This is a genomic window from Proteiniphilum sp. LBM24028, from assembly GCF_056629195.1.
Genome location: NZ_CM152817.1, coordinates 1776183 through 1802520 on the forward strand (window position 1 = coordinate 1776183; position 26338 = coordinate 1802520).

General features: G+C 46.1%; 18 protein-coding genes. 10 read left to right on the forward strand and 8 right to left on the reverse strand.

The features are described 5' to 3' along the window. Nucleotides 1–9 precede the first annotated feature (9 nt). The gene (locus AC1HCU_RS06990) at nt 10–747 is read right to left on the reverse strand and encodes an acyl-[acyl-carrier-protein] thioesterase (protein ID WP_480370760.1); all 738 of its coding nucleotides are present in this window, start codon (nt 745–747) and stop codon (nt 10–12) included. A gap of 318 nt (nt 748–1065) precedes the next feature. Between AC1HCU_RS06990 and ruvA the strand changes: the two genes are divergently transcribed. From ruvA to AC1HCU_RS07040, 10 genes are all read left to right on the forward strand, one after another. Next, nucleotides 1066–1656, forward strand: a complete 591-nt coding sequence (gene ruvA, locus AC1HCU_RS06995; protein WP_480370763.1) for a Holliday junction branch migration protein RuvA — start codon at nt 1066–1068, stop codon at nt 1654–1656. Nucleotides 1657–1757: 101 nt separating this feature from the next. Further along, complete coding sequence (sov, locus tag AC1HCU_RS07000; protein ID WP_480370766.1) at nt 1758–8744, forward strand: T9SS outer membrane translocon Sov/SprA; 6987 nt, start codon at nt 1758–1760, stop codon at nt 8742–8744. 237 nt (nt 8745–8981) lie between these two features. Continuing rightward, nucleotides 8982–10541: a sensor histidine kinase gene (locus AC1HCU_RS07005; protein ID WP_480370769.1), complete on the forward strand. Its 1560-nt coding sequence runs from the start codon at nt 8982–8984 to the stop codon at nt 10539–10541. Nucleotide 10542: 1 nt separating this feature from the next. Further along, nucleotides 10543–11256 carry a response regulator transcription factor RprY gene (rprY, locus tag AC1HCU_RS07010; RefSeq protein WP_480370772.1) on the forward strand — a complete coding sequence of 238 codons (714 nt, stop codon included), beginning with the start codon at nt 10543–10545 and terminating at the stop codon, nt 11254–11256. A 160-nt stretch (nt 11257–11416) separates the two neighbouring features. Then, complete coding sequence (locus AC1HCU_RS07015; RefSeq protein WP_480370776.1) at nt 11417–12142, forward strand: CDP-alcohol phosphatidyltransferase family protein; 726 nt, start codon at nt 11417–11419, stop codon at nt 12140–12142. A 99-nt stretch (nt 12143–12241) separates the two neighbouring features. Continuing rightward, nucleotides 12242–13114, forward strand: a complete 873-nt coding sequence (locus tag AC1HCU_RS07020; RefSeq protein ID WP_480370779.1) for a YicC/YloC family endoribonuclease — start codon at nt 12242–12244, stop codon at nt 13112–13114. Nucleotides 13115–13162: 48 nt separating this feature from the next. After that, nucleotides 13163–13726: a guanylate kinase gene (gmk, locus tag AC1HCU_RS07025; protein WP_480370782.1), complete on the forward strand. Its 564-nt coding sequence runs from the start codon at nt 13163–13165 to the stop codon at nt 13724–13726. A gap of 3 nt (nt 13727–13729) precedes the next feature. Next, entirely contained in the window at nt 13730–14653 is a 924-nt protein-coding gene (locus tag AC1HCU_RS07030; protein WP_480370785.1) for an alpha/beta hydrolase, read from the forward strand. 1 nt (nt 14654) lies between these two features. Then, nucleotides 14655–15548: a transporter gene (locus AC1HCU_RS07035; RefSeq protein ID WP_480370788.1), complete on the forward strand. Its 894-nt coding sequence runs from the start codon at nt 14655–14657 to the stop codon at nt 15546–15548. Between the two features lie 101 nt (nt 15549–15649). Then, nucleotides 15650–16939 (forward strand): alginate export family protein, encoded by a 1290-nt coding sequence (locus AC1HCU_RS07040; protein WP_480370791.1) that lies wholly within the window; start codon nt 15650–15652, stop codon nt 16937–16939. On the opposite strand, the gene AC1HCU_RS07045 is transcribed toward AC1HCU_RS07040, so the two are convergent. The 7 genes from AC1HCU_RS07045 to AC1HCU_RS07075 all read right to left on the reverse strand — a co-directional run bounded on the left by AC1HCU_RS07045 (nt 16916) and on the right by AC1HCU_RS07075 (nt 26326). Beyond that, on the reverse strand, nt 16916–17923 hold the full coding sequence (locus tag AC1HCU_RS07045; RefSeq protein ID WP_480371106.1) for a Gfo/Idh/MocA family protein: 1008 nt from the start codon (nt 17921–17923) through the stop codon (nt 16916–16918). The genes AC1HCU_RS07040 and AC1HCU_RS07045 overlap by 24 nt on opposite strands. A gap of 148 nt (nt 17924–18071) precedes the next feature. Further along, nucleotides 18072–20564, reverse strand: coding sequence for a cytochrome c biogenesis protein (locus AC1HCU_RS07050; RefSeq protein ID WP_480370794.1), 2493 nt, complete (start codon nt 20562–20564; stop codon nt 18072–18074). Nucleotides 20565–20571: 7 nt separating this feature from the next. Further along, nucleotides 20572–21486 carry a sugar phosphate isomerase/epimerase family protein gene (locus tag AC1HCU_RS07055; RefSeq protein WP_480370797.1) on the reverse strand — a complete coding sequence of 305 codons (915 nt, stop codon included), beginning with the start codon at nt 21484–21486 and terminating at the stop codon, nt 20572–20574. Continuing rightward, the gene (locus AC1HCU_RS07060; protein ID WP_480370799.1) at nt 21483–22871 is read right to left on the reverse strand and encodes a Gfo/Idh/MocA family protein; all 1389 of its coding nucleotides are present in this window, start codon (nt 22869–22871) and stop codon (nt 21483–21485) included. The genes AC1HCU_RS07055 and AC1HCU_RS07060 overlap by 4 nt, the downstream gene beginning before the upstream one ends. A 104-nt stretch (nt 22872–22975) precedes the next feature. Next, nucleotides 22976–24559, reverse strand: coding sequence for an SUMF1/EgtB/PvdO family nonheme iron enzyme (locus tag AC1HCU_RS07065; RefSeq protein WP_480370801.1), 1584 nt, complete (start codon nt 24557–24559; stop codon nt 22976–22978). Between the two features lie 258 nt (nt 24560–24817). Further along, a complete protein-coding gene (locus AC1HCU_RS07070) occupies nt 24818–25834 on the reverse strand; it encodes a S41 family peptidase (protein WP_480370804.1) in 1017 nt (338 codons plus the stop codon). Nucleotides 25835–25870: 36 nt separating this feature from the next. Further along, a complete protein-coding gene (locus AC1HCU_RS07075) occupies nt 25871–26326 on the reverse strand; it encodes an RpiB/LacA/LacB family sugar-phosphate isomerase (RefSeq protein WP_480370807.1) in 456 nt (151 codons plus the stop codon). Nucleotides 26327–26338 lie beyond the last annotated feature (12 nt).

Consider the following 26338-nt stretch of genomic DNA (forward strand, 5'->3'; position numbering starts at 1 on the left):
CAACGCCCGTTACACCTCTTCAAATACGATGCGGGCACGGCAAACAGTTCCTTTCCCATGTGTTTCAATCTGAAAGGCATAGTCGGCCTGTCCCTTTAACTGACGAAAGACTTCTCCCGAATCGCCGAAGGTAAGTTCTTTCAGGAAGTTGATCTCAAACCGGCGGATATGATGCCTCCGATAAAAATCGGGCGTGAAACAATCGGACAACCATTCTACATAGTGCAGGCTGTTGGCATGATTGTTTACATCAATATCGCTATATTTCACCAAAAAGCTGTTTGCCACCTCTCCCGACACATTGGGAATACGTCCCGGCTCCCCGATAGGAGTACTCTCTCCCACAATGAAATGACGCATAGCTGGAAGTGTCTCCAGCAGCACACTGCGACGTGTACGCATGTCCATTACTGCCCAGGAGGAGGCTGCGTGCCCGATAAGATGGTCTCCACCATCAAGTATTCTGAAATTGCGGGTTGTGAAAGCGGTGCCTATATGCTCAATCCAGGTCTCAATAGTCAGGGAGTCGCTTTCGGTGGGCATTCTTTTCATATCGATCACCAGGCGTGACAAAACCCATGTAAAACAATCACTTTGCAGTTCAAGCAGGCCAAAGCCATTTTCATCGGCATTTTTTCCGGCGGTGATCAGTATGAAATTTGTGAGAGAGGCCAGAGAAACCCTTCTACGAAAATCTATGTCCTGCGCCTCTATGTCGTAACTATATTTTTTCTTCGCTGCCATCATTCCGAATTATAATCCGCAAAAGTACAAAATAAAAGCTTTTTATGGGACGGTATTTATGCCTATCTTTGTTCATGTAATCCATCAGGGAACTTTTCCAAACTGGCCACGGCCAATCGGGAAGTCATATCATGGATCCAAAATGGCAGCAACCCGTAGAAGCGTACCGGACAAAGGAAAGAAATTTTCAGAAAAAACAAAAAGATATACTTTTCTCCGGTTTTTATCGTTGTAAATACGGTATTACGTAATCAACACCCTGCCGTTTTCACCGTGCAAAATGAAGAGCAACGGGATAACGGTGAATTGAATACTTCGGATATGATAGATTATATTAAGGGCGATGTGGTCGAGTTGACTCCTGCAACTGTCACCATTGAATGCGGAGGTATCGGATATCAGATGAATATCTCGCTCAACACCTATGGAGCCCTCAACAACAGGCAGGCAGAAAAACTATACGTGCACGAAGTAATCCGCGAAGATGCACATGTTTTGTTCGGCTTCGTGGATAAACATGAACGGGAGCTTTTCCTGCTCCTTATTACTGTCTCGGGAGTAGGTCCCGGCACTGCACGGGTCATTCTTTCCTCCCTCAGCGCCAAAGAGCTGGAGAACGTGATTGCCACGGAAAATGCTGCCGTGTTGCAGTCAGTGAAAGGCATCGGGGCAAAAACAGCACAACGTATCATTGTAGATCTGAAAGACAAGATCAAGTTTACCGACGAGAGCGGGACCATACAGCTGCCTTCCAAAGCCGATCTTTCCGAGACAGGCCATGCGGCCGTGTCCGCACTGGTAATGCTTGGCTTTGTGCAGACAGCCTCACAAAAGGTGGTGTCAAAAATAATCAAAGAATCGCCCTCACTACCAGTTGAAGGTGTCATTAAAGAAGCTTTGAAGAGATTATAAACAGCGGGCTGGTTACGTAATACGCATTTTTGGGTAAAAATCGTATAGCTGTTATCTCTCTGAAAAAAACCGTTCACATAGTACTTTTATTGCTCCTGTTTATGGCAAACGGGATACAAAGCCTTCGTGCGCAAATAAGTTTGTCGGGCTTCAAGACAGAAGTTCGTTATGATCATCTGCTTGATCGCTATGTCTTCGAAAAAAAAATCGGTAACACCGTAGTGGGTACCCCCTACTCAATGACGCCCAAAGAATACATGGCATACCGGCTGCGCCGGACGCAGACCGACCATTTCCGTGAACGCAACACGCTACAGGGCGACACCCTGCAGCCCTCTTCAAAATCCTTTTCACCTGTTGTCCTGAGAAAGAAAAGCAATCCACCGGGGACCATCTTCGGATCCGGGGGAGTACGCCTTACAACACAGGGTTATGCGGAAATATCAGCCGGAGTGAACAGGAATGTCACCAATAATCCCACTCTTCCCCAACAGGCACGTAGAAGAAGCATGTTTGACTTCGACCAGCAGATCCAGCTCCATGTAAACGCGAAGGTGGGTGATAGGATTGACTTTGACATCAATTATGACACCGAGTCGACCTTCGACTTTCAGAACAAACAGGTCAAAATGGCTTACCAGGGTAATGAAGATGATATCATCCAGAGTATAGAGGCAGGCAACGTGAACATGAACAGCAGCAACTCACTCATTCAGGCTGGATCGGCGCTATTCGGAATCAAATCGGAGTTACAGTTTGGAAGATTGCGGGTCAACAGTATCTTTTCACAGCAACAATCCGAATCGCAGACCATCAATACACGGGGGGGGGTACAAACAACACCTTATGAGTTCTCTGTCGACCAATACGATGAAAACAGACACTTCTTCCTGGGCTACTGGTTTCGTGAGAAGTATGACGAAGCGCTGGAAAAGCTGCCTTACATTCAGTCTCCCGTCTCCATTACCAGGATGGAAGTATGGGTGACCAACAGGCGGGGCGATTATGCCAGGGCAAGAAATATTATTGCCTTTGCCGATCTCGGGGAAAAGGATCATATTCATAATAGTGCATGGATACCTCAGGGAATCCCTGAAGTACCGCATAACCAGGCCAACACGCTGTATGAGCAGCTCACCGGCATCTGGTCGGAAGCACGTGAGAGCAGCGTTGCGGCACAGGTTTTTCCGGCCGGTATTGTAGCCGGTGTGGATTACGAAAAACTGGAAAATGCGCGTCTTCTCACTACATCCGAGTACAGCTTTCAGTCGCAGCTGGGGTATCTGTCTCTGAACATGCCACTGCAACCCGACGAAGTGCTGGCAGTTGCCTATGAGTTTACCTATCGCGGAGAGGTATACCAGGTAGGTGAATTTTCAACTGATGTGCGTGGAGTCGCCGCAGAGGGTAACAACAATGGAGCCGGCGCTCTTTTTCTGAAGCTGCTCAAGCCGGTATCGCTGTCTCCCCGTGCCTACACCTGGGATCTGATGATGAAAAACATCTACTCCCTCGGTCATGGTGCCTATAACATACAGCGAGACCACTTCCGGCTGCAGATCACCTGGCAGAGCGACGCCAGGGGATCGTACCTGAATTATATTCCCGAAAGTGGCATCGGAGATGATTTGTTGCTACAGGTGATGCACCTCGACAGGTTAAACAGCAGAAATGATCCTTCTCCCGATGGCATCTTCGACTTTCTGGAAGGGTATACGGTAGACTCACAAAATGGACGGATTATCTTTCCGGTGGTCGAGCCTTTCGGCTCTTACCTGCGTCATAAAATAGGCAATGATGTTATCGCCGAAAAATATATTTATCAGGAGTTATATGATTCCACACTGACGATGGCACGTCAGTATCCGGAAAAGAATAAATTCCGTATCAGCGGTGAATACAAAGGTTCTTCGGGTTCGGAGATCAACCTGAATGCCATGAATTTGGACAGAGGATCGGTACGGGTGGTGGCTGCCGGTGTTCCGCTCACCGAGGGAGTCGACTATACGGTAGACTATGTATCGGGTACGGTAAATATCATCAATCAGGCTATACTGGCCACGGGAACACCCGTAAGTGTCACGCTCGAGAACCGGCAGATCTCACAGTTACAGCGAAAAATGCTGACAGGACTGGACGTGAATTACGATTTCTCCAAAAACTTATCATTTGGCGCCACGCTGATGCACTATTCCGAAAAGCCGCTCACCATGAAGTCCGCTTTTGGCGATGAATCCTCAAAGAACACATTGTGGGGAACCCATCTGAACTACAGGAAGCAGTCATATGCGCTCACCAACCTCATCGACATGCTCCCTTTTGTGGAAGCTACCGCGCCTTCTCAACTGACAGCAAATCTCGAGTTTGCGCAAATGCTTCCGGGGCATTACGAAAACAAATATACAGGCAGCTATTCCTATCTCGATGATTTTGAATCCTCCACATCGGCCATCGACCTGCGCACACCCTATGCCTGGACACTAGCTGCCACCCCTTACAGCAATACATCCACTTCACTTTTTCCGGAAGCAGCGCTCTCAAATCATACCGGGTATGGAAAAAACCGGGCTCTTCTGGCATGGTTCTATATCGACGGAATCTTTACCCGTAAGAACTCCGGTCTCACGCCCGTACACATTCAGAATGACGCCGATCAGCTCTCCGATCACAGGGTACGGGAGATCTACGAACGGGAGATATTTCCAAATCGCGATGCACTGTATGGTCAGCCGGCCACGTTGCCGGTACTGAATCTCTCCTATTATCCCGATGAACGCGGTCCCTATAACCTGGACACCGATGTCGACTCCAACGGCAGGTTACATGATCCACGCCGGCGTTGGGGCGGCATCACCCGCCGCATGGATACCCGCGATTTTGAAGCTGCCAACATCGAGTATATTGAATTCTGGCTGATGGATCCCTTCGTGAACGATACTATGGGCAGTTCACAAGGCGGGGATCTCTATTTTAATCTCGGTGAAATATCGGAAGACATTCTGAAGGATGGCAAAAAGTTCTTCGAGAACGGACTACCTGTCGATGGCGATACCACAGCTGTGGGAAAATCGGTATGGGGTAAATATCCCAAACGACAATCCACGGTCTACGGTTTCGACAACTCCCTGGGAACAGAATCGCGCAGGATGCAGGATGTGGGATTAAACGGACTAAACAGCGAGGAAGAAAAAACATATCCTGCATACGCGGCCTACCTCGACGAGCTGCGACAGCGCCTCTCTGGAGAAACGATCTCAAAGATGCAGGACGATGCCCATTCACCGTTCAACGATCCGGCGGGCGATAGCTTCCGCCATTACCGCGGGGAACAGCAGGACCGACAGCGACTAGGCATTCTTGACCGCTACAAGTATTATAACGGAACGGAAGGTAACTCACTGGCACCGGAAGAGGACAACTCCTATCACAGTGCCTCACGAACCACGCCCGATGTGGAAGATATTGACAATGACCACACGATGAATGAAAATGAATCCTATTTCCAATACAAAGTATCCCTTCGTCCCGGTATGCTGGAGGTGGGTTCCAATTTCATCACGGACAAAAGGGAAGTGAGGCTGAAGCTACGTAACGGAAAAGACGGAAAGGTAACCTGGTTTCAGTTCAGAATACCTATCCGTGAATATCAGACCCGCACCGGCAATATACAGGGGTTCCACAACATCCGGTTTATGCGGATGTTTCTCACCGGCTTTGAAGAACCGGTGTTTCTTCGTTTTGCCACCCTGGAGCTGGTACGCAGCGAATGGAGAAGCTATCGTAGCGAACTTGTCTCCGGAGGGGCACAGGCCGGGACCGGTAACCTGGAAATATCTGCCGTAAACATTGAGGAGAACGGAAGCAGAACACCGGTAAATTATCTGTTGCCACCCGGCGTAACACGTATACTCGATCCGGCCCAGCCTCAATTACGACAGGAAAACGAGCAGTCGCTCTCTCTCAGGGTGACGCATCTTGATCCGGGTGATTCCCGGGCAGTATATAAAAATTGCATGTACGACCTGCGTCGCTACAAAAGAATGCAGATGTTTGTACACGCAGAACAGTTACGGGATGATACGGATGTGCTGAAGGATGGTGACTTCTCCATCTTTTTGCGCCTGGGGTCGGATTATAGAAATAATTTTTACGAGTATGAGATCCCGCTTCGCCTCACACCCGAAGGACAATACAGTGCTCATACACTTTCAGGGCAGCAGGCCGTATGGCCAATAGAAAACATGTTTGATTTTCCGCTGGAACTGTTCACCGGTTTGAAACTCGACCGCAATGCCAATAAGAAATCCGGCATGGAACCCGATTACTTCACACCCTACACCCAATCCGATCCCGGGAAACCGGACAACCTGATCACCATCGTGGGCAATCCGTCACTGGCAGAGGTGAAGGTATTGATGATCGGCATCCGCAATAACAGCCGTGAAGTAAGGTCAGGAGAGATATGGGTGAATGAAATGCGACTGAGTGAGTTCGACGAGGAAGGAGGTTGGGCTACCCGGGGCAATGTGAACCTGACACTCTCCGACCTGGGTGCGATTTACCTTGCGGGACAAAAGGAAACCGCAGGCTTCGGAGCACTTGATCAACACCTGCTGGCACGCCGTAACGATGAGTATACCACACTGCAGGTTACCATGAATATGGAACTGGGCCGCTTTCTCCCGAGAAAAGCAAAGATCTCCGCACCTCTCCATTACGTATGGTCCGAAGAAACAATGACCCCCCTCTACGATCCTTTTAACCGTGATATTCTGTTGAAGGAAACACTGGGACAGACTGGCAATCAGGCCATCCTCGACTCTCTAAAGAGTGTGGCACTCACCGGCAGAAGCATCCGGGGTCTCAGCCTCAACAATGTGAAGATCGATGTCAAAAGTAAAAATCCCATGCCTTACGATCCGGCAAACTTCAGCTTTGGCTATACGAGGAATAAGGAGAAACGCCATAGTCCGGACACAGAATATACTTCTGCAAAGGATTTCAGACTGGAAGCCCACTATTCATATACCTCTCTGGCAAAGCCATGGGAACCATTCAAGGGAATAGATGGTTCTACGGACTGGTCAAAGCTGGCACGATCCCTTCATATCAATTACCTGCCCAGTAACATCCGGATAAGTAGTATCATCACGCGGCACTATCAGGAAACGCAATTGAGAGACTCACAAGTCCACCTTTCTTTTGACAGCGACTTCTACTGGAATAGGGATTTCTCATTCACCTGGGACCCGACCAGAAACTTGCACACTTCGTTTCGCTCCGGTACCATCGCGGAGATTGAGGAGCCTTACCTGCAAGTAAATAAGGAGATCAACCGCAGCGACTATGATATATGGAGAGACTCGGTTGTACAAAGTATCCGCAAATTGGGTAAGCCGCTCAGCTACGCCCAAAAAGCCGATGTTACCTATACTCTTCCCTTTGCACAAATACCCGTAATGGATTGGATCAGTTCCAGTACAGCCTGCAATACAGGGTACCGATGGGAACGGGGAGCCGTAATTGAGGGAGAGAATATGGGCAATTTCCTACAAAACGACCTCTCTTTCACCTTTCAGAGTCGATTCAATTTGAATGCTCTCTATAACAAGATACCTTTTCTGCGACAAGCAAACAGAAGCTTTTCCGGCGAAGAAAAGGGAACACGGCCCGAAACAAGGCAAAAGAGCTATACCGATAGTGAAGCGGCCCGATCACTGTTCCGTGTCATGATGATGGTGCGTCAGATAAATTTAAATATTGTTCATAAGACGCGGACCGACCTTGGTGGTTACAATCCGTCAGTTGGCGACCTCTTCGGACAACAAAAGAGTACAGAGGGCCTTCTTCCCGGTCTGGGCTTTGCCTTTGGTCTGGAAGGAGGAGAGGAATTTGTCAGGAAAGCCATGGCACGCCATCATCTGGTAATGAGTGAGAATAACCTCAGGCCCGCCATTTTCAACCGGACACAGCAAATCAGGATGGATGCTTCCATAGAACCTTTACCAGGTCTCAGTATATATCTGCACGCGTTGTACGAAGACAACAAACGAACGGAAATGCAATACATGCTCCCGGGAATGCCCGATGTTCGTGGCGGAAGTTTTGCCATGAGTACGGTCACGCTCTCCTCCGCCTTTGAACAATCAGGGGCAGGTAACAATTACTATTCCCGTGCTTTTGAGAATTTTCAAAGATACCGGGAGGGGATGGCGGCACGGGTTCGCGAACAATATGTGACAAAAGACTACCCTTCCCTGGGATTTCTTGTCGGCAGCAGTCTCAGCGGGAAACCGTTCGATCCGGCTGTGGGCGACGTACAACACAATTCTGCAGATGTACTCATCCCCTCCTTTTTTGCTGCCTATACCGGAAAAGATCCCAAAAAGACCGGCCTGCGGGCTTTTCCGGACATCACTTCCATGTTGCCAAACTGGAATATTTCATATAATATGACAAACGTTCTTCCCGGTCTGAAAGATCATATTAAATCGCTTATTATCAACCATCAATACCTGTCACAATACAGGATAGGCTCATTCGCATCCTTTCTGAGCTGGGTACCTGCTGGCAACGGAAGTGAACTGGGATTTGTCCGCGATGCAATGTCTGGAGTACCCTTGCCTTCATCGCCCTTCGATATCTCGGCGGTGAGTATTGTGGAAAGCTTCAATCCCCTTATCGAAGTGAGCAGTGTATTCAATAACGAGATGAATATTGGTTTACGTTTCAACCGGACACGTGCGGTGAATCTGAATGTCACATCGCTCCAGGTCGTGGAAACCAACGACAAAGATATGGTTCTTGGATTGGGTTATCGAATAGTTAACGATATGAACACCCGACTGGATATTTCCCACAAGATCACACAGGCGTTGATCAGAAAAATAGAAAATGGATTCACACAGGCGACTGACGGTATTCAAACGACATCTGTTCGCTTTGCAGCCGACTATGCAATAAGCAGTACTTTGACACTACGTGCTTTTTTTGACAAGATCATCAACAAACCTCTTGTATCATCCGGGTCCTACGCAACCTCCAACACAAATGCAGGCATAAGCCTACGGTTCAATCTGAATCAATAAAACCATAATCTGGGTAAGAAAGGAAAAAACCGAGAAAATGAGTTTTTATATTAAATAAAAACTAAATAAACAAAATGATGAGGGACTTTTCCTTAATTTTTGTTGAATAAATCGTTTTTTTACGTTTTTTCTTAATTTTAAGAGGATATGTTAAACAAAAAAGTCGTTTATTTGTTAAATTAAAACGACAAAACGATCTTTGAAATAAAAAATGTCACTTAAAAGGAGTAAGTAAAGATGAAAAAATCGACAATTTGGTTGCTTGCCCTGGTGATGTTCACGGCATTTTTTGCATTGTTATTCCTGCAGGTCAGGTATATGAGAACAAGCATGGCCATCCGTTCACAACAGTTCGACGAACAGGTGAACAGGAGTCTCTACAATGTGATGAGAGACCTCGAGCAGGACCAGACCCGCGACTATCTCGAACAGGACATGATTGAATCGGAGAACAGATATTCGCAGTACAATCAATCACGAGGCACGCAACAAATCACCCGCGAGCGGACTACCGCTGCCATTACCAATCCCGATGGAAGTGAAACAAGAATTGCATTGGATATCACACAACGGTCCACGCGTCCACAAGAACAACCCGAACGGGTTTTTCTGTCACCCAATCAGGGTGCCAGTACGATCTCAAAGACGCAGTACGATATGCAGCAATCCTTGTCGAAACGATACCTGCATGAACGATCATTGCTTGATGAGGTTATTTTTAAAATACTGAACCGTGCAAGCAACGAGCCGATTGAGAAACGGATCGATTTCAATAAGGTGGAGCAATATATTCGTTATGAATTATCATACAACGGACTTAATGAACCGTTCAGTTTTCAGATTGTGAATTTCAACAACAAGATAGTCTACTCGTCTCCCGGCTTCTCAACAAAGTACCCGGATGCAGTATATACACAGATTCTGTTTCCAAATGATCCTCCGGCAAAGTTGAACAGGTTAAGAACCTACTTTCCGACAAAAAGGAATTATGTATACAGCGAGCTATCCTTTTTCATACCGTCACTTATATTCACGTTTATCCTGCTGATAACGTTTATATTTACGGTAGTATCGTTGTTTAGACAAAAGCGTTTGTCTGAAATGAAAAATGACTTTATTAACAACATGACGCATGAGCTGAAGACACCAGTCTCCACCATCTCGCTCGCATCGCAGATGCTCAAGGATGAGTCTATATTGAAGTCTCCCGAGGTATTTAAACATGTGACCGGTGTGATTCATGATGAGACAAAGCGATTGAGTTTTCAGGTGGAAAAAGTACTGCAGATGTCGCTCTTCGACAAGCAGAAGACAACACTGAAGATGAAAGAATTGGATGTAAACGACCTTGTGGTCAGTGTTGCCAACACGCATGTGCTCAAAGTCGAGAAACTGGGTGGTACACTCGATATAGACTTGCAGGCCGAGCATACCACGATAAGGGTAGATGAAATGCATTTCACCAATGTCCTTTTCAACATTCTCGACAACGCATTGAAATACAGGAAGAAGGAAGAAGCTCCGGAATTAATGATCCGTACCCGTAATGAAGGTAGCAAGATCATCATTTCCATAGAGGATAACGGCATCGGCATGAAAAAGGAAGATGCCAAGAAGGTATTTGAACGTTTTTATCGCGTACCCACCGGCAACCGGCATGATGTAAAAGGATTTGGACTGGGGCTGGCATATGTGAAAAAAATCGTAACTGATGTGAATGGCACCATTCGTGCTGAAAGTGAATTAGGTAAAGGAACAAAATTTATAATTAGTTTACCCGTAATAACACAAAAATGATATGGAAGAGAAATTAAAAATTTTTTTATGCGAAGATGATGAAAATCTTGGCATGTTACTGAGAGAATACCTCCAGGCAAAAGGTTTTGATACCGATCTGTTTCCCGATGGAGAAGCCGGTTTCAAAGGATTTGTGAAAACAAAATATGATCTGTGCATTGTCGATGTGATGATGCCCAAGAAAGACGGTGTAACACTGGTAAGGGAAATCAGAACCATCAATACGGAAATACCGGTGATTTTTTTGACAGCTAAGAATATGAAGGAAGATGTACTGGAAGGTTTCAAAGCCGGAGCCGACGACTACATCACCAAACCATTCAGCATGGAAGAACTGGTACTGCGTATTGAGGCCATTATCCGTCGCGTGAAAGGTAAAAAGAGCAAGGAACAGCAGGTATATAGTTTCGGTACAATGACATTCGATACACAAAAACAGATACTGATCATTGGCGACGTGCAGACGAAGCTTACCACAAAGGAATCTGAATTGCTGTCGTTGCTTTGCGCGCATGCCAACGACATTCTGGAACGCAATCATGCGCTGAAGCAAATATGGGAAGAAGACACCTATTTCAATGCACGCAGCATGGATGTCTACATTACAAAACTACGCAAATTATTGAAACCGGAGCCCAACATCGAGATCATCAACATTCACGGAAAGGGATACAAGCTGATTGTACCCACAGAAGAAGAGAATGCCGAGAAATGAGACAGGGCATTGTAGCTTTTACAAGAAGCCGCTCCGAAAAGGGCGGCTTCTTTATTGATTCACAAAACGGAATTTATTATTTTTTTGTAACAAATTTGTAACATGAAAATTTAATACTTACTTTTGCCATGAAAGATTATTATATTAAAAGAATCCGGTGATGAAAAACAGTAAAAGGAGCATGGCGAAGTCGCTTAGACTCATCGCCACTGATCGGCAGAGAACCAATATCCTGCGAGTGTGGGAACAGAAGGCCATAGCTTATCTGGTACAGAAGGTACCGGCATGGATAAGCTCGGACGGCCTTACGGCCATTGGCTTTTTAGGTAATCTGATGGTGGCGTCCAGTTTTGTGCTGGGAGCTTACCTGAACCATTACTGGCTGTTGCTGTCGCTACTTGGCTTTGTTATCAACTGGTTGGGAGATTCTCTCGACGGGCGACTGGCATACTACCGGAACAAACCGCGGAAATGGTATGGATTCTCACTCGATGTTACTGTTGACTGGGTAGGAACCATTCTCATCGGATTGGGATTTTCTATTTTTGTTTCTGGTGTCTGGAAATATGCAGGATTCATTTTCGTGGTGCTTTACGGATGGGAGATGATTACTGCCCAGCTGCGATACAAGATTGGAGGACAGTATTCTATCGACTCGGGCATTTTTGGCCCCACTGAAGTACGCCTGCTATTAGGCACAATCATCACTTTTGAGGTATTTGTCCCGGGCTCCATCCAGTTTCTTGCCTCAGCAGCCTGTTTCTTTCTGCTGATATCCAATATTGTGGAGAGCAAACGACTACTCCTTCTGGCCGATGAGCAGGACAAGGCTGAGCGATTGCTGAAAGAGACAGAGCGCGAATCTCTGCGCAAAGAAAATGCATAACCTTTTCTGAACGTTTGGTGTGATAGTGCCTGCTGAAGTTTCACCGTAAATATATGTCTGTTTCAGCCAAAAAAGCTACCTTTGTGCAAAAATGTAACAATGGCACTATCCATGACGGGATACGGCAAAGCGGTAGCTGTGCTCCCCAACAAAAGAATAACGATTGAAATAAAATCTTTGAACAGCAAGCAATTTGATCTGTTCACCCGTCTCCCTGTCATTTACCGAGAAAGAGAGATCGCTTTGCGCAATACCCTGTCACAGAGACTGGAGCGCGGAAAAGTAGATTTATCGATGAATGTGGAAGTAATATCCAAAGATGTATCCGTAAAGATAGATCACCACGTGGTAGATCAGTATTACCGGGAAATCACAGGGTTGGCCCAAGAATTGAACATTCCTCTTCCGGATGACTGGTTTTCACTGTTAATGCGTCTTCCCGAAGTCATGAAACAGGAGCCGGAAGAGTTGGATGAAGAAGAATGGGAAACCATCGAGATGGCAATAAACCGTGCAGTGGACGAAGTGACCAGCTTTCGCAAACAGGAAGGAGAGATGCTTGCAAAGGTACTGACGGAAAAGATCCAACTCATCCGCTCCCTCCTGGCAGAGGTTGACCCTTTTGAAGCGGAAAGAATGGAGAAGATTAAAAGCCGGATCTATGATGGATTAAATAATCTGGAAGGAATCGAATACGATAAAAGCCGTTTCGAACAGGAGATGATTTATTACATTGAGAAACTTGATGTAAATGAGGAAAAGACCCGGCTCGCCCATCATCTGGATTATTTTATCGAAACACTTGCCGACACCCGTTCTCAGGGAAAGAAACTAGGTTTTATAGCCCAGGAGATAGGGCGTGAAATCAATACACTCGGCTCAAAATCCAACCAATCGGGGATGCAGCGTATTGTGGTGCAAATGAAGGATGAGCTGGAACAGATCAAAGAACAGATATTAAATATATTATAGTGACTGCGGTGGTAAACCATCCGGTATGCTACTTAAAATTTAGACGCAATGGCAAAACTAATCATATTTTCGGCTCCGTCAGGTGCGGGCAAGTCCACGCTCGTCAGGTACCTGCTGGCACAGGAATTAAATCTTCAGTTTTCCATTTCGGCCACCAGCCGCCTTCCCCGGGGTGAAGAGAAAAACGGTGTGGAATACTATTTCCTCTCACCCGATGAATTCCGGGAACGAATTGGGAGAAATGAATTTCTCGAATATGAGGAGGTTTATAAAGACAAGTTCTATGGTACGCTAAAAAGTGAAGTAGACCGCATCCTGGGAGAAGGTAAAAATGTAGTTTTCGATGTAGATTGCATTGGAGGGTTAAACATTAAAAAGATCTATGGCAACCGGGCCTTGAGCATCTTTGTGATGCCCCCCTCGGTGGAGGTATTGCGGGAGCGGCTTGAAAAAAGAGGCACCGACTCGTCGCAGGTGATTGAGAACCGGCTGTCAAAAGCTGAATATGAAATGAGTTTTGCTCCCCGTTTCGATGTGGTGGTGTGCAACGATGATTTCGATCGTGCCAAAGACGAAATATTGAAACTGGTGTCCGATTTTATTCAACAGTAAACGATGTCATACAAAATGATCCTCCTTTTTTGCACGGCGCTGCTCCTTTCTTTCATGCTGCAGGCCGGAACACTGCAGAAGGAGACCCGTGTCTTCGCAGAAACGGAAGGGACTCCGTTGAGACTTGACATTTACAAAACCGACTCTACAACTATCCTTCCTCAACCTTGTCTGGTATTTGTGTTTGGCGGAGGATTCAAGGAAGGAACGCGAGATGCCAGGCACTACCTCCCCTATTTTCATTATTTTGCCACAAAAGGATTTACCGTGGTCTCCATCGATTATCGACTTGGAATGAAAGGGAAGGAGGCACCGGGCGTACTGAATCACAAACCGTTGCAACAGGCAATAGAAATGGCTGTAACCGATCTGTACGCAGCAACGAACTATCTTCTGGAACATGCCGAAGAACTGAATATTGACCCCTCGCTCATTATCCTTAGCGGATCGAGTGCGGGTGCAATTACGGTATTACAGGCAGACTATAAGGAGCGTAACAATCATCCTGCCGCAGAAATACTACCGGATGACTTCAGGTATGCCGGTGTCGTTTCTTTTGCAGGTGGTATCTTCAGCGAAGAAGGATTACCCTCATACGCGCAACGGCCCGCCCCCACCCTGTTCTTTCATGGAAGCGCCGACAAGCTGGTACCATACGACAATACCCGTTTTTTTAAACTGGGAATGTTTGGATCCAAATCACTTGCGAAACGGTTTAGAAATGAGCGGTATCCTTATATCTTCTATATCATGGAAGATATAGGTCACGAAGTGTCGGAATATCCCATGAGGGATTTTCTGCCAGAGATAGAACAGTTTATCATCCACCTGGTATTCGACCGTAAACAGTGGATGCAGGAGATCCGTTTTAAAGACATGCTTCGCGCATCAGATACATCCAACACTCCTGCAAACTATTACAACTGATATGCAAAGGTACATTGAAAAATATCTACTCCCCATCGCAATGATCCTGGGAATCACCTTTCACAAACCACTTGTTATTTTCTCACCGGTTATCCCTTACCTGCTCTCGCTCATGCTCTTTATCACCTATTGCCGGGTAAGCTGGAGCGACGTCAGGTTGACCAAATTTCACTATATACTGCTGGCCATTCAATACCTAGGCAGTGCGCTGGTTTATCTGGTATTGCGACAGTTTAACGAAGTATTGGCCCAGGCAGCTATGATTTGTGTGCTGACTGCCACAGCCACTTCGGCACCCGTGGTGGCGGGTCTCCTCGGGGGAAGCATTTCTGTGACAGCTGCCTATTCCATTATCAGCAACCTCTCCGTCGCTTTTATTGCTCCCCTTTTTCTTTCCGGCATAGGGGAAAGCAACGTAGAGGTATCTTTTACTTCCTCCTTCTGGCACATCTTGCTGAAGGTGATGCCCATTCTCGTCGTTCCGTTCCTACTGGCCTTCATCTTACAGAAAACTGCTCCCCGCGTACATAAAAGGATCCGGTCTGCCCAGATCATCTCTTTCTATCTGTGGGCAGCCGCACTCACAGTGGTAATAGGTAATGTGACACAATATGTCCGTTCGCAGAATGATGGGAATTACACCCTGGAGGTAATCATCACCATCACGTCGTTACTGATCTGCCTTTTACAGTTCTTTTTCGGCAGAAAGATCGGGAGTCAGTTTGGATGGACTGTTGCCGGCGGACAGGGGTTGGGACAGAAGAATACGGTGCTTGCCATCTGGCTTACACAGACATATCTAAATCCGCTGGCCACTCTTGGTCCAGGAACCTATGTGTTGTGGCAGAACCTGGTAAACTCGTGGCAGATATGGCGGCATGCGAAAAACCGATGAGAAATAGTGTTCGGGAGTCAGCGTTCAAATTAGATAGTGGAAACTTATAAATGACATTTTTTCTTTTAGTACAACATAAAACAATTAAATAAACTATTTCAATGAAGAAATTAATCGTGGGTATATTTCTGACAGGGTTACTTTATCCGTTGCTTTTGTGTGCACAATCTGAAGAAACAGGCGGTGAATTTTCGATTGACATGAATCTGCGTCCCCGTTTTGAATACCGCAACGGGTACAACTACCCCCGTCTGGAGACAGACGATGCCTCTGCCTTTATCTCCAATCGTGCACGTGTCGGCATGAACTTCGACAATGGTTTCCTCTCGGCTCGTGTTGCAGCGCAGGATATCTCGTTGTGGGGACAGAAAACGCAGAACGACAATGACGGAAGGCGTTTCACTCTGAATGAGGCATGGGCACAAATGAGTCATAAAGGATATTTTGCGAGGATCGGGCGACAGTCACTCAACTATGACGATGGACGCATCCTTTCGGTATCTAACTGGACACCGACAGGTATCTGGCACGATGCCCTGAAACTGGGATATGAAAACGGCCTCAATACGCTGCACCTGATACTGGCTTATAACCAGTCGAAGGAGTCAACCAACGACGGCACCTATTACGATGCCGCGGGGGGGCAACCTTATCAGAATATGCAAGCTTTGTGGTATCAGTATCACAATGCTACCGGTTTCACCGCTTCTGCGCTTTTCATCAATCTCGGTTTTGAAACGGGCGATCCCGACATCGTGCCACTTGTTTCCGATAAAGTTTATATGCAGACCATGGGAACAAATGTCGGTTATAAAAGTACACTCTGGCACATTATGGGAACCGCCTATTACCAGATGGGCAGGAATGTAAACAATCAGGAAGTTAGTGCGTATATGCTGGCATTGCGGGGCGGATATACAATTAGCCCACTTTTTTCGCTCTATGGCGGCACCGAGTTCCATCCGGGACAGGATCCCGATTCGGATAAAAAATCATATATGGACCTGCTTTATCGTTCAAACCACACTTTTATGGGATCAATGGACTATTTCAAGGGAAACGATCCATATGGTGTGTTCGATAAATACCTTGGCCTGAAATGGAAGGCAAGTGAAAAGCTGATGCTGGATCTGGGATATCATCACTTTACTTCTCACAAAAACATCGTTGTAGATAATGCTGAGAGAAAGTTACTTGGATCGGAGATCGATCTCACCTTCACCTATCCTGTCCGGAAATATATCATGCTGGAGGGAGGTTATTCTTTTATGCTTGCCACCGATGCAATGCCTATTGCAAAAGGACGTCCCGGCGATCCCGGTGCCTGGCAGGACTGGGCTTATGTGAGCCTCACCATCAATCCCATCCTATTTAAAGGCAGATTTCAGTAATAATTTCATATTTTTTTTTAAAATCCGGTCCATGATATAGTTAGTACGAATGGCTGTGGCAGCCATACTAACAGGCAGTTCACTTTTACCATTCAGATAATTCACGATGCTCTGAATCAAATAAAACTGAATATTTTCGGGATTCTCTTCCCTAAACTCCTGTATTCCTTCGGATGTTTCCAAAAGGATAGGCGAAAAATCAAATGTAGAAAATGAAAGTTTTCCTTTTGTGCCGACAATATCGATCTTGTCGGTGCGTGTGTCTTTCGGAGCGACAAAACTCCAGTTTCCAGCACCCAAAACACCGGATTGGCATCTGAAAGCTGTGGTCACTGTATCCTCCGCATCATATAAACCTGCCATATTATTGGAAAAACCCTCTGCATGTTCAATCTCTCCAAAGAGAAAGTCGATCAGATCGAGTTGATGTGAAGCAAGATCGTAGAAATATCCCGCTCCCGCAATATGCTTTTTCACCCGCCAGGGCAGGTTATTCCGGTCGTAATCTGCCGCATAGGGCGGAATAGCAAACCCTATCTGCACGGTTGAGATTTTACCCAATAAACCATCGTCTATCAACTGTTTCACTCTGAGAAAATAAGGCAGTGTCCTGCGATAATAAGCAACAAAGCAGGGAATACCGGTCTCCACAGAAACGCGATTCATCTGAAGACACTCCTCATAGGAGGCAGCCATCGGCTTCTCTACATACACCGGCTTACCGGCCTTCATCGCAGCAATAGCATATTCCGCATGGGAGCCGGGAGGTGTTGCCACATACACTGCGTTTACCTGTGAGTCATTAATCAGCTCCTGCGCATTGTCATACCATTTCCCGATAGCATGCCGTTCGGCATAATCCCTTGCCTTTTCAATATTGCGCCGCATCACGGCTACAACGTCCGATGCCTCCACCTTGCTGAAGGCAGGCCCGCTTTTCTTTTCTGTGACTGATCCACAGCCGATAAATCCCCAATGTACCATGTTGATATGCTGATGTGTTGATGTGTTGATGTGTTGATATGCTGATGTGTTGATGTGTTGATGTGTTGATGTGTTGATGTACCAAGATCGCTCTACCCGACAAACTTTCACTACCAAAGCCCATCGCTGATCGCTAAAATCCAAGATCTCACTGCTTCTCTTTTCTGTATGAAACGATACCCAATATTCCCAGCGCCACAAAGGCGGCTGCAATATACAAAAAGACAGAAGATGTGTCCTCGGTATGGCCGTAGGAATGCATTCCGCTTAGGAAATAATTCACTCCCAGGAAAGTCATTAACACCGACGAGAAAGCAAATACCGACAACAGATTGAACCCCCATACACTATACCATTTTTTTACAAGATGCAGGTGGGTGACAACGGAATAAACCACGATCGTAATCAGGGCCCAGGTCTCTTTGGGATCCCAGCCCCAATAGCGGCCCCATGATTCATTAGCCCAGACGGCGCCAAGAAAGGTACCAATGGTCATCAGCGCAAGGCCTACAAGCAATGACAGGTTGTTGATGATACTTAACTCCCTGATACGATAAGAGACAGACTCACTTTTATTTGAAAACGTCATGATAAAGAGGTTGGTGATACCCAGTAAAAAGCTGATTCCAAAAAATCCGTATGCCGCCACAATTACAGCCACATGAAACATTAGCCAGGGCGATTTCAATACAGGTACTAACGTATTGATTTGCGGATCCATCCAGTTGAGCCCCGATACAAAAAGGATTACTCCGCCAAAAAGTGTCGCAAGTGCCAGAGTGAGGCTATTTTTGCCTCCAAAGAGAAGTCCGGCCAGCACTGTTGCCCAGGCTACATAGACCATGGTCTCATAGGAATTGCTCCAAGGTGCATAACCCGAAATATACCAACGTAAGCCCATCCCGGCAGTATGATAAATAAAGAGGGCTACAATAAAAATAATACTTGTAAATATTGCGTTACGAATCCACTCACCTCTTCGCAACATCTGTATAAATGCCAGAATCAAAAGAGTACCGCCGAAAATAAAATAACCTGTTCTGGAACGGCTGAAAATATTCATTTGATTGTAGCGCAATTCGGCCTCTATCTTTCCGGGGTGAATAAGTGAAGCTTTGTCGTTCTGCTGTTGATATCGGATAATATCATTCAGCATTTCATCGGGTTTATCCCAGTCGCCACTCTGCATTGCCCTCCGTACTTCAGACAGATATTGATTGAAGATGCCGGCAATAAACAATGAATCCTGCGGCTTAAATACTGAAAGGTCTTCGCCAGGTGCATACCATGTATGGGAAGGGTCTTCGGGATTGGGAAAGATACCTGGCAGGCTATGGTTGAACAACTGTGACACAATGTTAATCTGCTCATCGAGTTTGATCAGGTCCTTCTCTGCCGCAGTTCGTCCGTTTGCGGGCCGATGATAGATATGTTGCAATTGCTCCAGTAAACGGTAGTTTCCCTTTTGATCGAAAAAATGATAATAAGATGCATAATCTTTCGGGAGATTATACTGCACACTTATTTGCTCATTGGGAATGGCGATAAAGGAAACCTGTGCCCATACCCGGGGCAGTGTCAGTAAGCTAAGCAGGAACTGATCGGAATTTATGAAGTCGAATGTCTGTTCCTTATATATTTTCCGCAATATCTCGGAAGAAAAAGTATTCATTGGCATTACCCTGCCACGAAATTGTACCGGCAAGGCACCAAAGCGGACTGCATGATCACGAGGAACCGCAATCTCAAGGAGCACATTCTCTATGGACTTATCAGATATATTTGAACTACCTGGCTGCTCAATCCAATCTGCGTTCAAAGAATCTTCCTGTATCACCGGGTTGTCGACCGCGATCTCTCCAAAAGCAACGAACGGCATAACCATCAAAATGCCGCTGAACACCGTTGTTAAGACCTCCTTCCTTACCTCTTTGAGTTGTCGTATCAGTTTCCGGAAACGGGAGTTCGGCACAAAAAACATCAACAGAAAACCGGCCAACAGTAGCGCATAGCCACTGTAAGTCACATTACGGCCCGTCACATCCTTGTTCACCGAAAGAATTGTTCCCAGTTCATCTTCGTCATAGGAGGCCTGAAAGAAACGATACCCCTTCAGATCCAGCACGTTGTTCATAAACACCTTCGCTTCACGAACTTCTCCATCGATGTGTACCCGTAAATTGCTCTCATAGGAAGAAGGACTTAGGGAACCCGGATACCGGTGCAATCTAAAATCGGTGAGCTCCAATACAAAAGGCAATGTTTCCGTTTTAATCCCTTTAGAAGTTTGCATTACCATCTGATTGCTTCTTTCTCCCTCGCGGATATGTACCTGTCCCTCCCTGCCAAAAAGCAGTGTGGTCAGTGCCCCCCCGAGAATCACAATCAGGGCAAAGTGAATGATGATCATTGCCCATTTTCCGCGTTTCAGATAATTATACCGGACAATTACCAGAATGAAATCAACTACCAGGAGAAACTGCAGTAGAATAAAGAGGGGGGAGTAATAGACAAGCATTTTTGCCGCCTCGGTACTCATCATCTTCTCCACAAATGTAGCCAGAGCCAGTCCCGTCGCATAGGTGAGCAACAGTATAATACCGGTTTTATAGGATGATAGGGAATGTATCAGTTTATCCATTGCAGGATCAGGCCTCTTTCCACTGTTTGCGCAGGAGTTCAAGTGCTGCGGGCACTGCTATATTACGATCACCCAGTAAGCCACACTCGAAACTGACATACTTATCGTAACCCAGCATTTTCAACCCCTTAAAACCATCAACATACCGATCCGCTTCACCGTCTTCACCCGGCATCTTACGCCGTTTCCGACTGGCCACATGCACATGCTGCAAATGTATGCCGGCTGAGATAAACGCTCCCATGTCGGAATTCTCCTCCCAGGTCATATGCCAGAAATCACCCATACATTTCACGCCGGGATTGTCAATGTCCCGGCATATGGATGCAGCATCGCCCACCTGGCGAAGGTAAAAGGCTTCCTTGCGGTTAAGCGGCTCCAGAATGACGGTCGTACCATGCTTTTGTGCCAGTGTCCCCATCTCATCGAACTGTTCACAAAGAAAATCACGTGTCTCCTGTGTGTGCGGCATTACCGGCACTTGTCTGTTGAAAGCAGGCACGATGATTACACCTGTAGAGCCAAATTCTCCAGCGGCGATGATCAGCTCAGCCATTGTATCGCGGCATTGCTTGCGGATGGCAGGATCGGTAGAAAGAATAAACCCGTCGAAGCCGGCACATACTGCACTTACTTTGATGTTTCGTCCTCTGAGGGCATCTTTGAACTCCTGTTTTCTCGCGAGCAAAGGCTTGCCATGCGGCTCGAAACCCACCACGCCGTGTGCTTCCATAAAGTCGAACTTCTCTTTCAGGGTGGTACCGGGAGCGGTACCTTCCTGAAAAGAGATATTTAATTTCGCATTGCCGGAAGCTTTATTTTTTTTCGAACTGGCAGAAGCCACAGAATTAAAGCCTCCTATTGCAAGGACAGCAGAACCGGCAATGGTCGTCTGAATAAATTTTCTTCTGTCTATTGTCATGATTTGGCTTTTTTTGCACTTCCCGGCACGGGCACGGTAAATCCGGACATGTCCATTTTGCCGATGTTCAGGTCTGCAGGCGTATAATCCAACGGTGATGCAGTCATGGTTTCCCATGTTGTCTCCTGTCCCGTATATGCGGACTCACGTCCCATGATGGCTGCCATATTGGAAACTGCTGTTTCAGAAGCCTGCTCGATGGGATTGTTGCTTCGGATGCAGTTAATAAGATTCACATGTTCCAACGTGTAGGGATTGGTCTGCTTGAAATTGGTTTTCTCTGCCTCGCCGTCATACTGCCAGATCACATTGCCTGCCATATCTTTGATTACATGCCCGCCCTTGCTCGACCAGGATCCCTTTGTTCCCTGGATAAACTCGCTCACATTGTTGGCACAGCCGTCAATCTGACGACACATGCTGTGTAGATGAATTCCATTCTCCATGGTAAAATCGATACTGAAATTATCGTACTGATCACCCGTTACACGGCGGTGTCGTGAACCAAAACCGACGGCACTGACCGGCTTCAATCCGGAGAACCACGTAAACACATCGATGTTATGCACATGCTGTTCCACAATATGGTCTCCCGAGAGCCATTTCCAGTTTACCCAGTCACGCACCATAAACTCGAAATCACTCCACTGGGGCTGGCGCTCACGAAACCAGAGCATACTTTGATTCCAATATACCGTTCCACCGGTGATCTCGCCGATAGCACCGTTCATGATCTGCTTGTAGGATTCCACATAGCTACGTTGGTGGTGACGCTGTGTTCCGGTGACCACACTCAGGTTCTTCGCCTTAGCTTGCTTGGCAGTTGCAACAATGGTGCGATATCCGGCTGCATCCACGCAGATTGGTTTTTCCAGAAAAGCATGTTTGTTTTTTTCTACGGCATATTTAAAATGCTCTGCACGAAAAAAGGGAGGGGTGCAATCTATCAACACATCAATATCACTGTCGATCACTTGCTTGTATGCATCCAGGCCCACAAAAAGCTTATCGGCTGGGATATCGATATTTTTTTCCGATTTTAGTTTCTCGGCCAGTTTATCTACTCTGTCCTGAAAGACGTCGCCCAGCGCCACAATGGTCACACCATTGGCTGCACTCAGGAAGTTCATGGCAGCTCCCGATCCTCGGCCTCCACAACCAACCACGCCCGCTTTTATTTCCTTGCCATCGGCAGCCAAATCAGGAAGCTCCGGTATATAATAGCTACCTGGTTCTTTCAAGGGTACATTGGCATCTTTACTTTTCTCCGATCCGCCACAGGAGGTCAACAGTCCTGCAGAACCCGCTCCGACTACACCGACAGCCCCTGCCAGTGCAGAAGTTTTCAGAAATGATCTTCTGGTTACATTGTTTTCTCGTTTCATACAATTGATTGTTTTAGGATATTATTTGTTTATTGATCGTATGTTATTTAATTTCAGTTGTCAACTTTTAGCTAAGATGGCAGAAACTTGTCCAGGACATCAGTTCAGTTTTTTATGATCAATGAAGTATCCACCTCACACACCACACGGAATCCAATTCCTTTTATATCGGAATACCACCAGATACTCTTGGGTTGTTGCGGATCTGTCTTCAACCAAGCATCGTGCTGTGTATAAGCCCTTGCAGCGCTTCTCACTTCAGATGCATCGGAAGCGTAACTGCCTCCCCTTATTACCCAGTCCTCTCCTTGTGTAACCAACGGATCACGGGTAACACCCGACCGTTTGCCATATGCTTCCGGATCATACTTGTCGGCAGTATATTCCATCACATTTCCCAACATGTTCTTTAAGCCATAAGGATTGGGTAATACAGCAGAAGGAGGTTGTGTGCGGCTATCGCTATTCATGTCATACACTACATAGGCACTGATACTGTCGGTTTTCGGCTTAAAGATGTTCCGCATGAATCCGTGTGCCGAAAAATCTTTGGGGCTTCCCGGAAAGAAGTATGCAGTCTGGCTGCCCCCGCGGGCCGCATATTCCCATTCAGCCTCGGTGGGCAGACGATATTTTTTTCCTGTTTTTGCCGATAACCACTGACAGAATGTTTCTGCTGCATAATGGGTCATCGTAATGGCCGGCCTGTCACCCTGCCCCCATCCCTGATCGGGATAACCAAAAGGAGGTGTCGGACCTGAAATGGCATCCACACTCATTGCGATGAGATTATTCTCGTAAATCATCTCAGGTGGGGTACGTCCCTCACTCATGGTTTCAGCATAAAATGCCCAAAACTCATTCCAGGTAGTCTCCACTTCAGCCATGAAGAAGGGACTGATTGTGACTTGATGCTGCGGCGACTCGTCCTGATTACGGAAAGGCTCCTTTTCCGGGCTTCCCATCATGAATGTACCTCCCTGAATTGCCCTCATCTGAAATGATACGGGCGTACCGGGAATCTGTTCACGATAATCGGCAAAAGCTGTGACCGGCGTTGATTCCTTATAATAAAGCGAGGTATCTACGGCATAGGATCCCGCCATTCCAGGTATGCCTGTCATCTGACCATGTGCATAACCGGGATTATAGTGTCCCACGTCGAGATGACAACTTATACATTGAAGATCAAGCTTTTCCGCATTTTCATCGTAATAAAGATGTGCAGTGATACCCTCATCGGATATCCCTGCGGGAAAAAGGTTCTGATGACATTTCACACAGGATTTATTTGGAATATATTTTACAGCATTTTCCAGTTCCGATTTCTTATCCCAGTTGAAATCTGTGCTGTCCTTGGTGAGGTATCCCCATACATCACGTACACCCAGTGCCAGTTTGGCCGAATAATGTTCCCAGGTGTTGTCTTTGGGGGGAAGGTGACAATCTACACAATTTACCATTACCCCGCTTCCGTTGTTGACATGTGTCGACAGTTTCCAGCTCTCCTCAGCATGCGGATGTACATGGCACATCATACATGATTCATTGGTGGAAAAATAGACGGATGTCTGATACAAAGCGGCAATAAGTACAATTCCTATGATGATTCCTGCGATCAGGACAAGACCTTTTCTTCCGGATGACTTTGTTTTGAGCCTCCTGTTTTTTTTCGAAAATATTGGCATTATTATTGTTGATAAAAAATATTAAATTATAGCTTTTATTTATATATTAAGGCGTTTTGCCTATAAAAGTACGAAAATTTATAATAAATGAAAAGATAAATATATAAAATGCACCAATGCCCGCATCTCACTTCACTTACTATTTTTTAGCAGGTTTCAGCAAAATTTATTTTTGTTATCAGAATTTTTCTGACGCCAAATAAACTCACAGTGGTTAACAAGCCTTTTTCTTAATAAAATTTCGTCATCGAACCAAATTCATAATTCATTTCTTTTTTTGATCAATTCACGTGCAGCTTCAATAATGCTATCCCTGTTTTTTGCCCTGTCACTATCCTGCATACTTACATAAATATGAGGTTCCACCCCGAACTCAATATGTTCTTTCTCGGCATTAAACATGGGTGAGGCAGAAAAACGGATAGACCAGCCGTTAGGCAATTCGGAAGTAAAGGGCAGTCCGCTTCCGCCTCCGGTTTTATCGCCCATCACTGTAACATTGGGTGCATATTTCATGACACTTACAAACTCGTTTGTGGCACTGTAACAGCCTCTGTTTGTGATCACGACCACTGGTTTCTGATAACGAACACGGTCGGAACTTTCCACGTATTTCGGATAGAACGGGGAAAAGTCGTTGTGTCCGGGTCCTACCTTGTGAGAAATATAACCGATGAGCTTTCGCTCATTAAAAAAACGACTGGTTATTTTTTCCACGTTGGTAAGACTTCCCCCGCCATTATTTCGGACATCAATAATAAGACCGCTACAAATAGCCATTCTGTTCAGCACCTGGTCAAGACTGCTCTCCGACAAATCGTCCGAGAAGCTGCCATAATAGATGTAACCCACGTTATCTTCCTGAATCTTATACCTCATGCCGGATGCAATTCCGAAGTCGGTTCCCAGATAATATTTCTGTACGACGGGGTCGAAGTTGGCAGGATAATTGTCCTGCCATTGCCAATAACGGGTAATATCGTGTGATGCGGCCAGATTCACATGTCCGTCCTTCAGTTCGGCAAGCATCGTCCCCATGAGTTTAAAGAGCGCATCGTTGTTCATGTCCGGTGTGATACGGACACTATAATCCCCATAAATTGAATCCCAATCTATTTTCTTGTATTCAAAGAAACAATAATTACGGTCGAGAATGGTCCACAATGCATCAAAATTGCCACGAGGATGGTTACCGAATTGCATATCAGACACCTCACAACCCTGCAACAAAATAAATAGCAGCAGAAGCAGTCCGGATTGTTTCTTCCACATCATGGAATTTATTTTATTTCCCAACTTGATAGCAGCAAACTATGCGCAGGGGATCTTATTGATTCTTTTTTCGTGACGTCCTCCTTCGAAAGGTGTATTAAGGAAGGTTACCAATATCTCATAAATTTCTTCCTCACTCAGGAAACGACCTGGAATGGAGAGAATATTAGCATCATTGTGTGTTCTGGCGTAGTAAGCTATCTCCTTGCTCCAGCATAATGCCGCCCGCACTCCCTGATGCTTGTTCACAGTCATATTAATTCCATTGCCGGTGCCGCAGATGGCAATACCCGGATAACATTCACCATTTTCCACGGCCGAGGCAAGCGGATGCGCATAGTCGGGATAATCTGTGCTCTCCTTGGAATAGGTTCCAAAATCCCTGTAAGGGATACCTTGTTCCTCCAGAATTTTTATAATGTACTGTTTGCTGTCATAGCCAGCATGATCGGAAGCTATTCCGATGGGGTTCTCTGAATAATCGAATAATGACATATCAATCTGTTT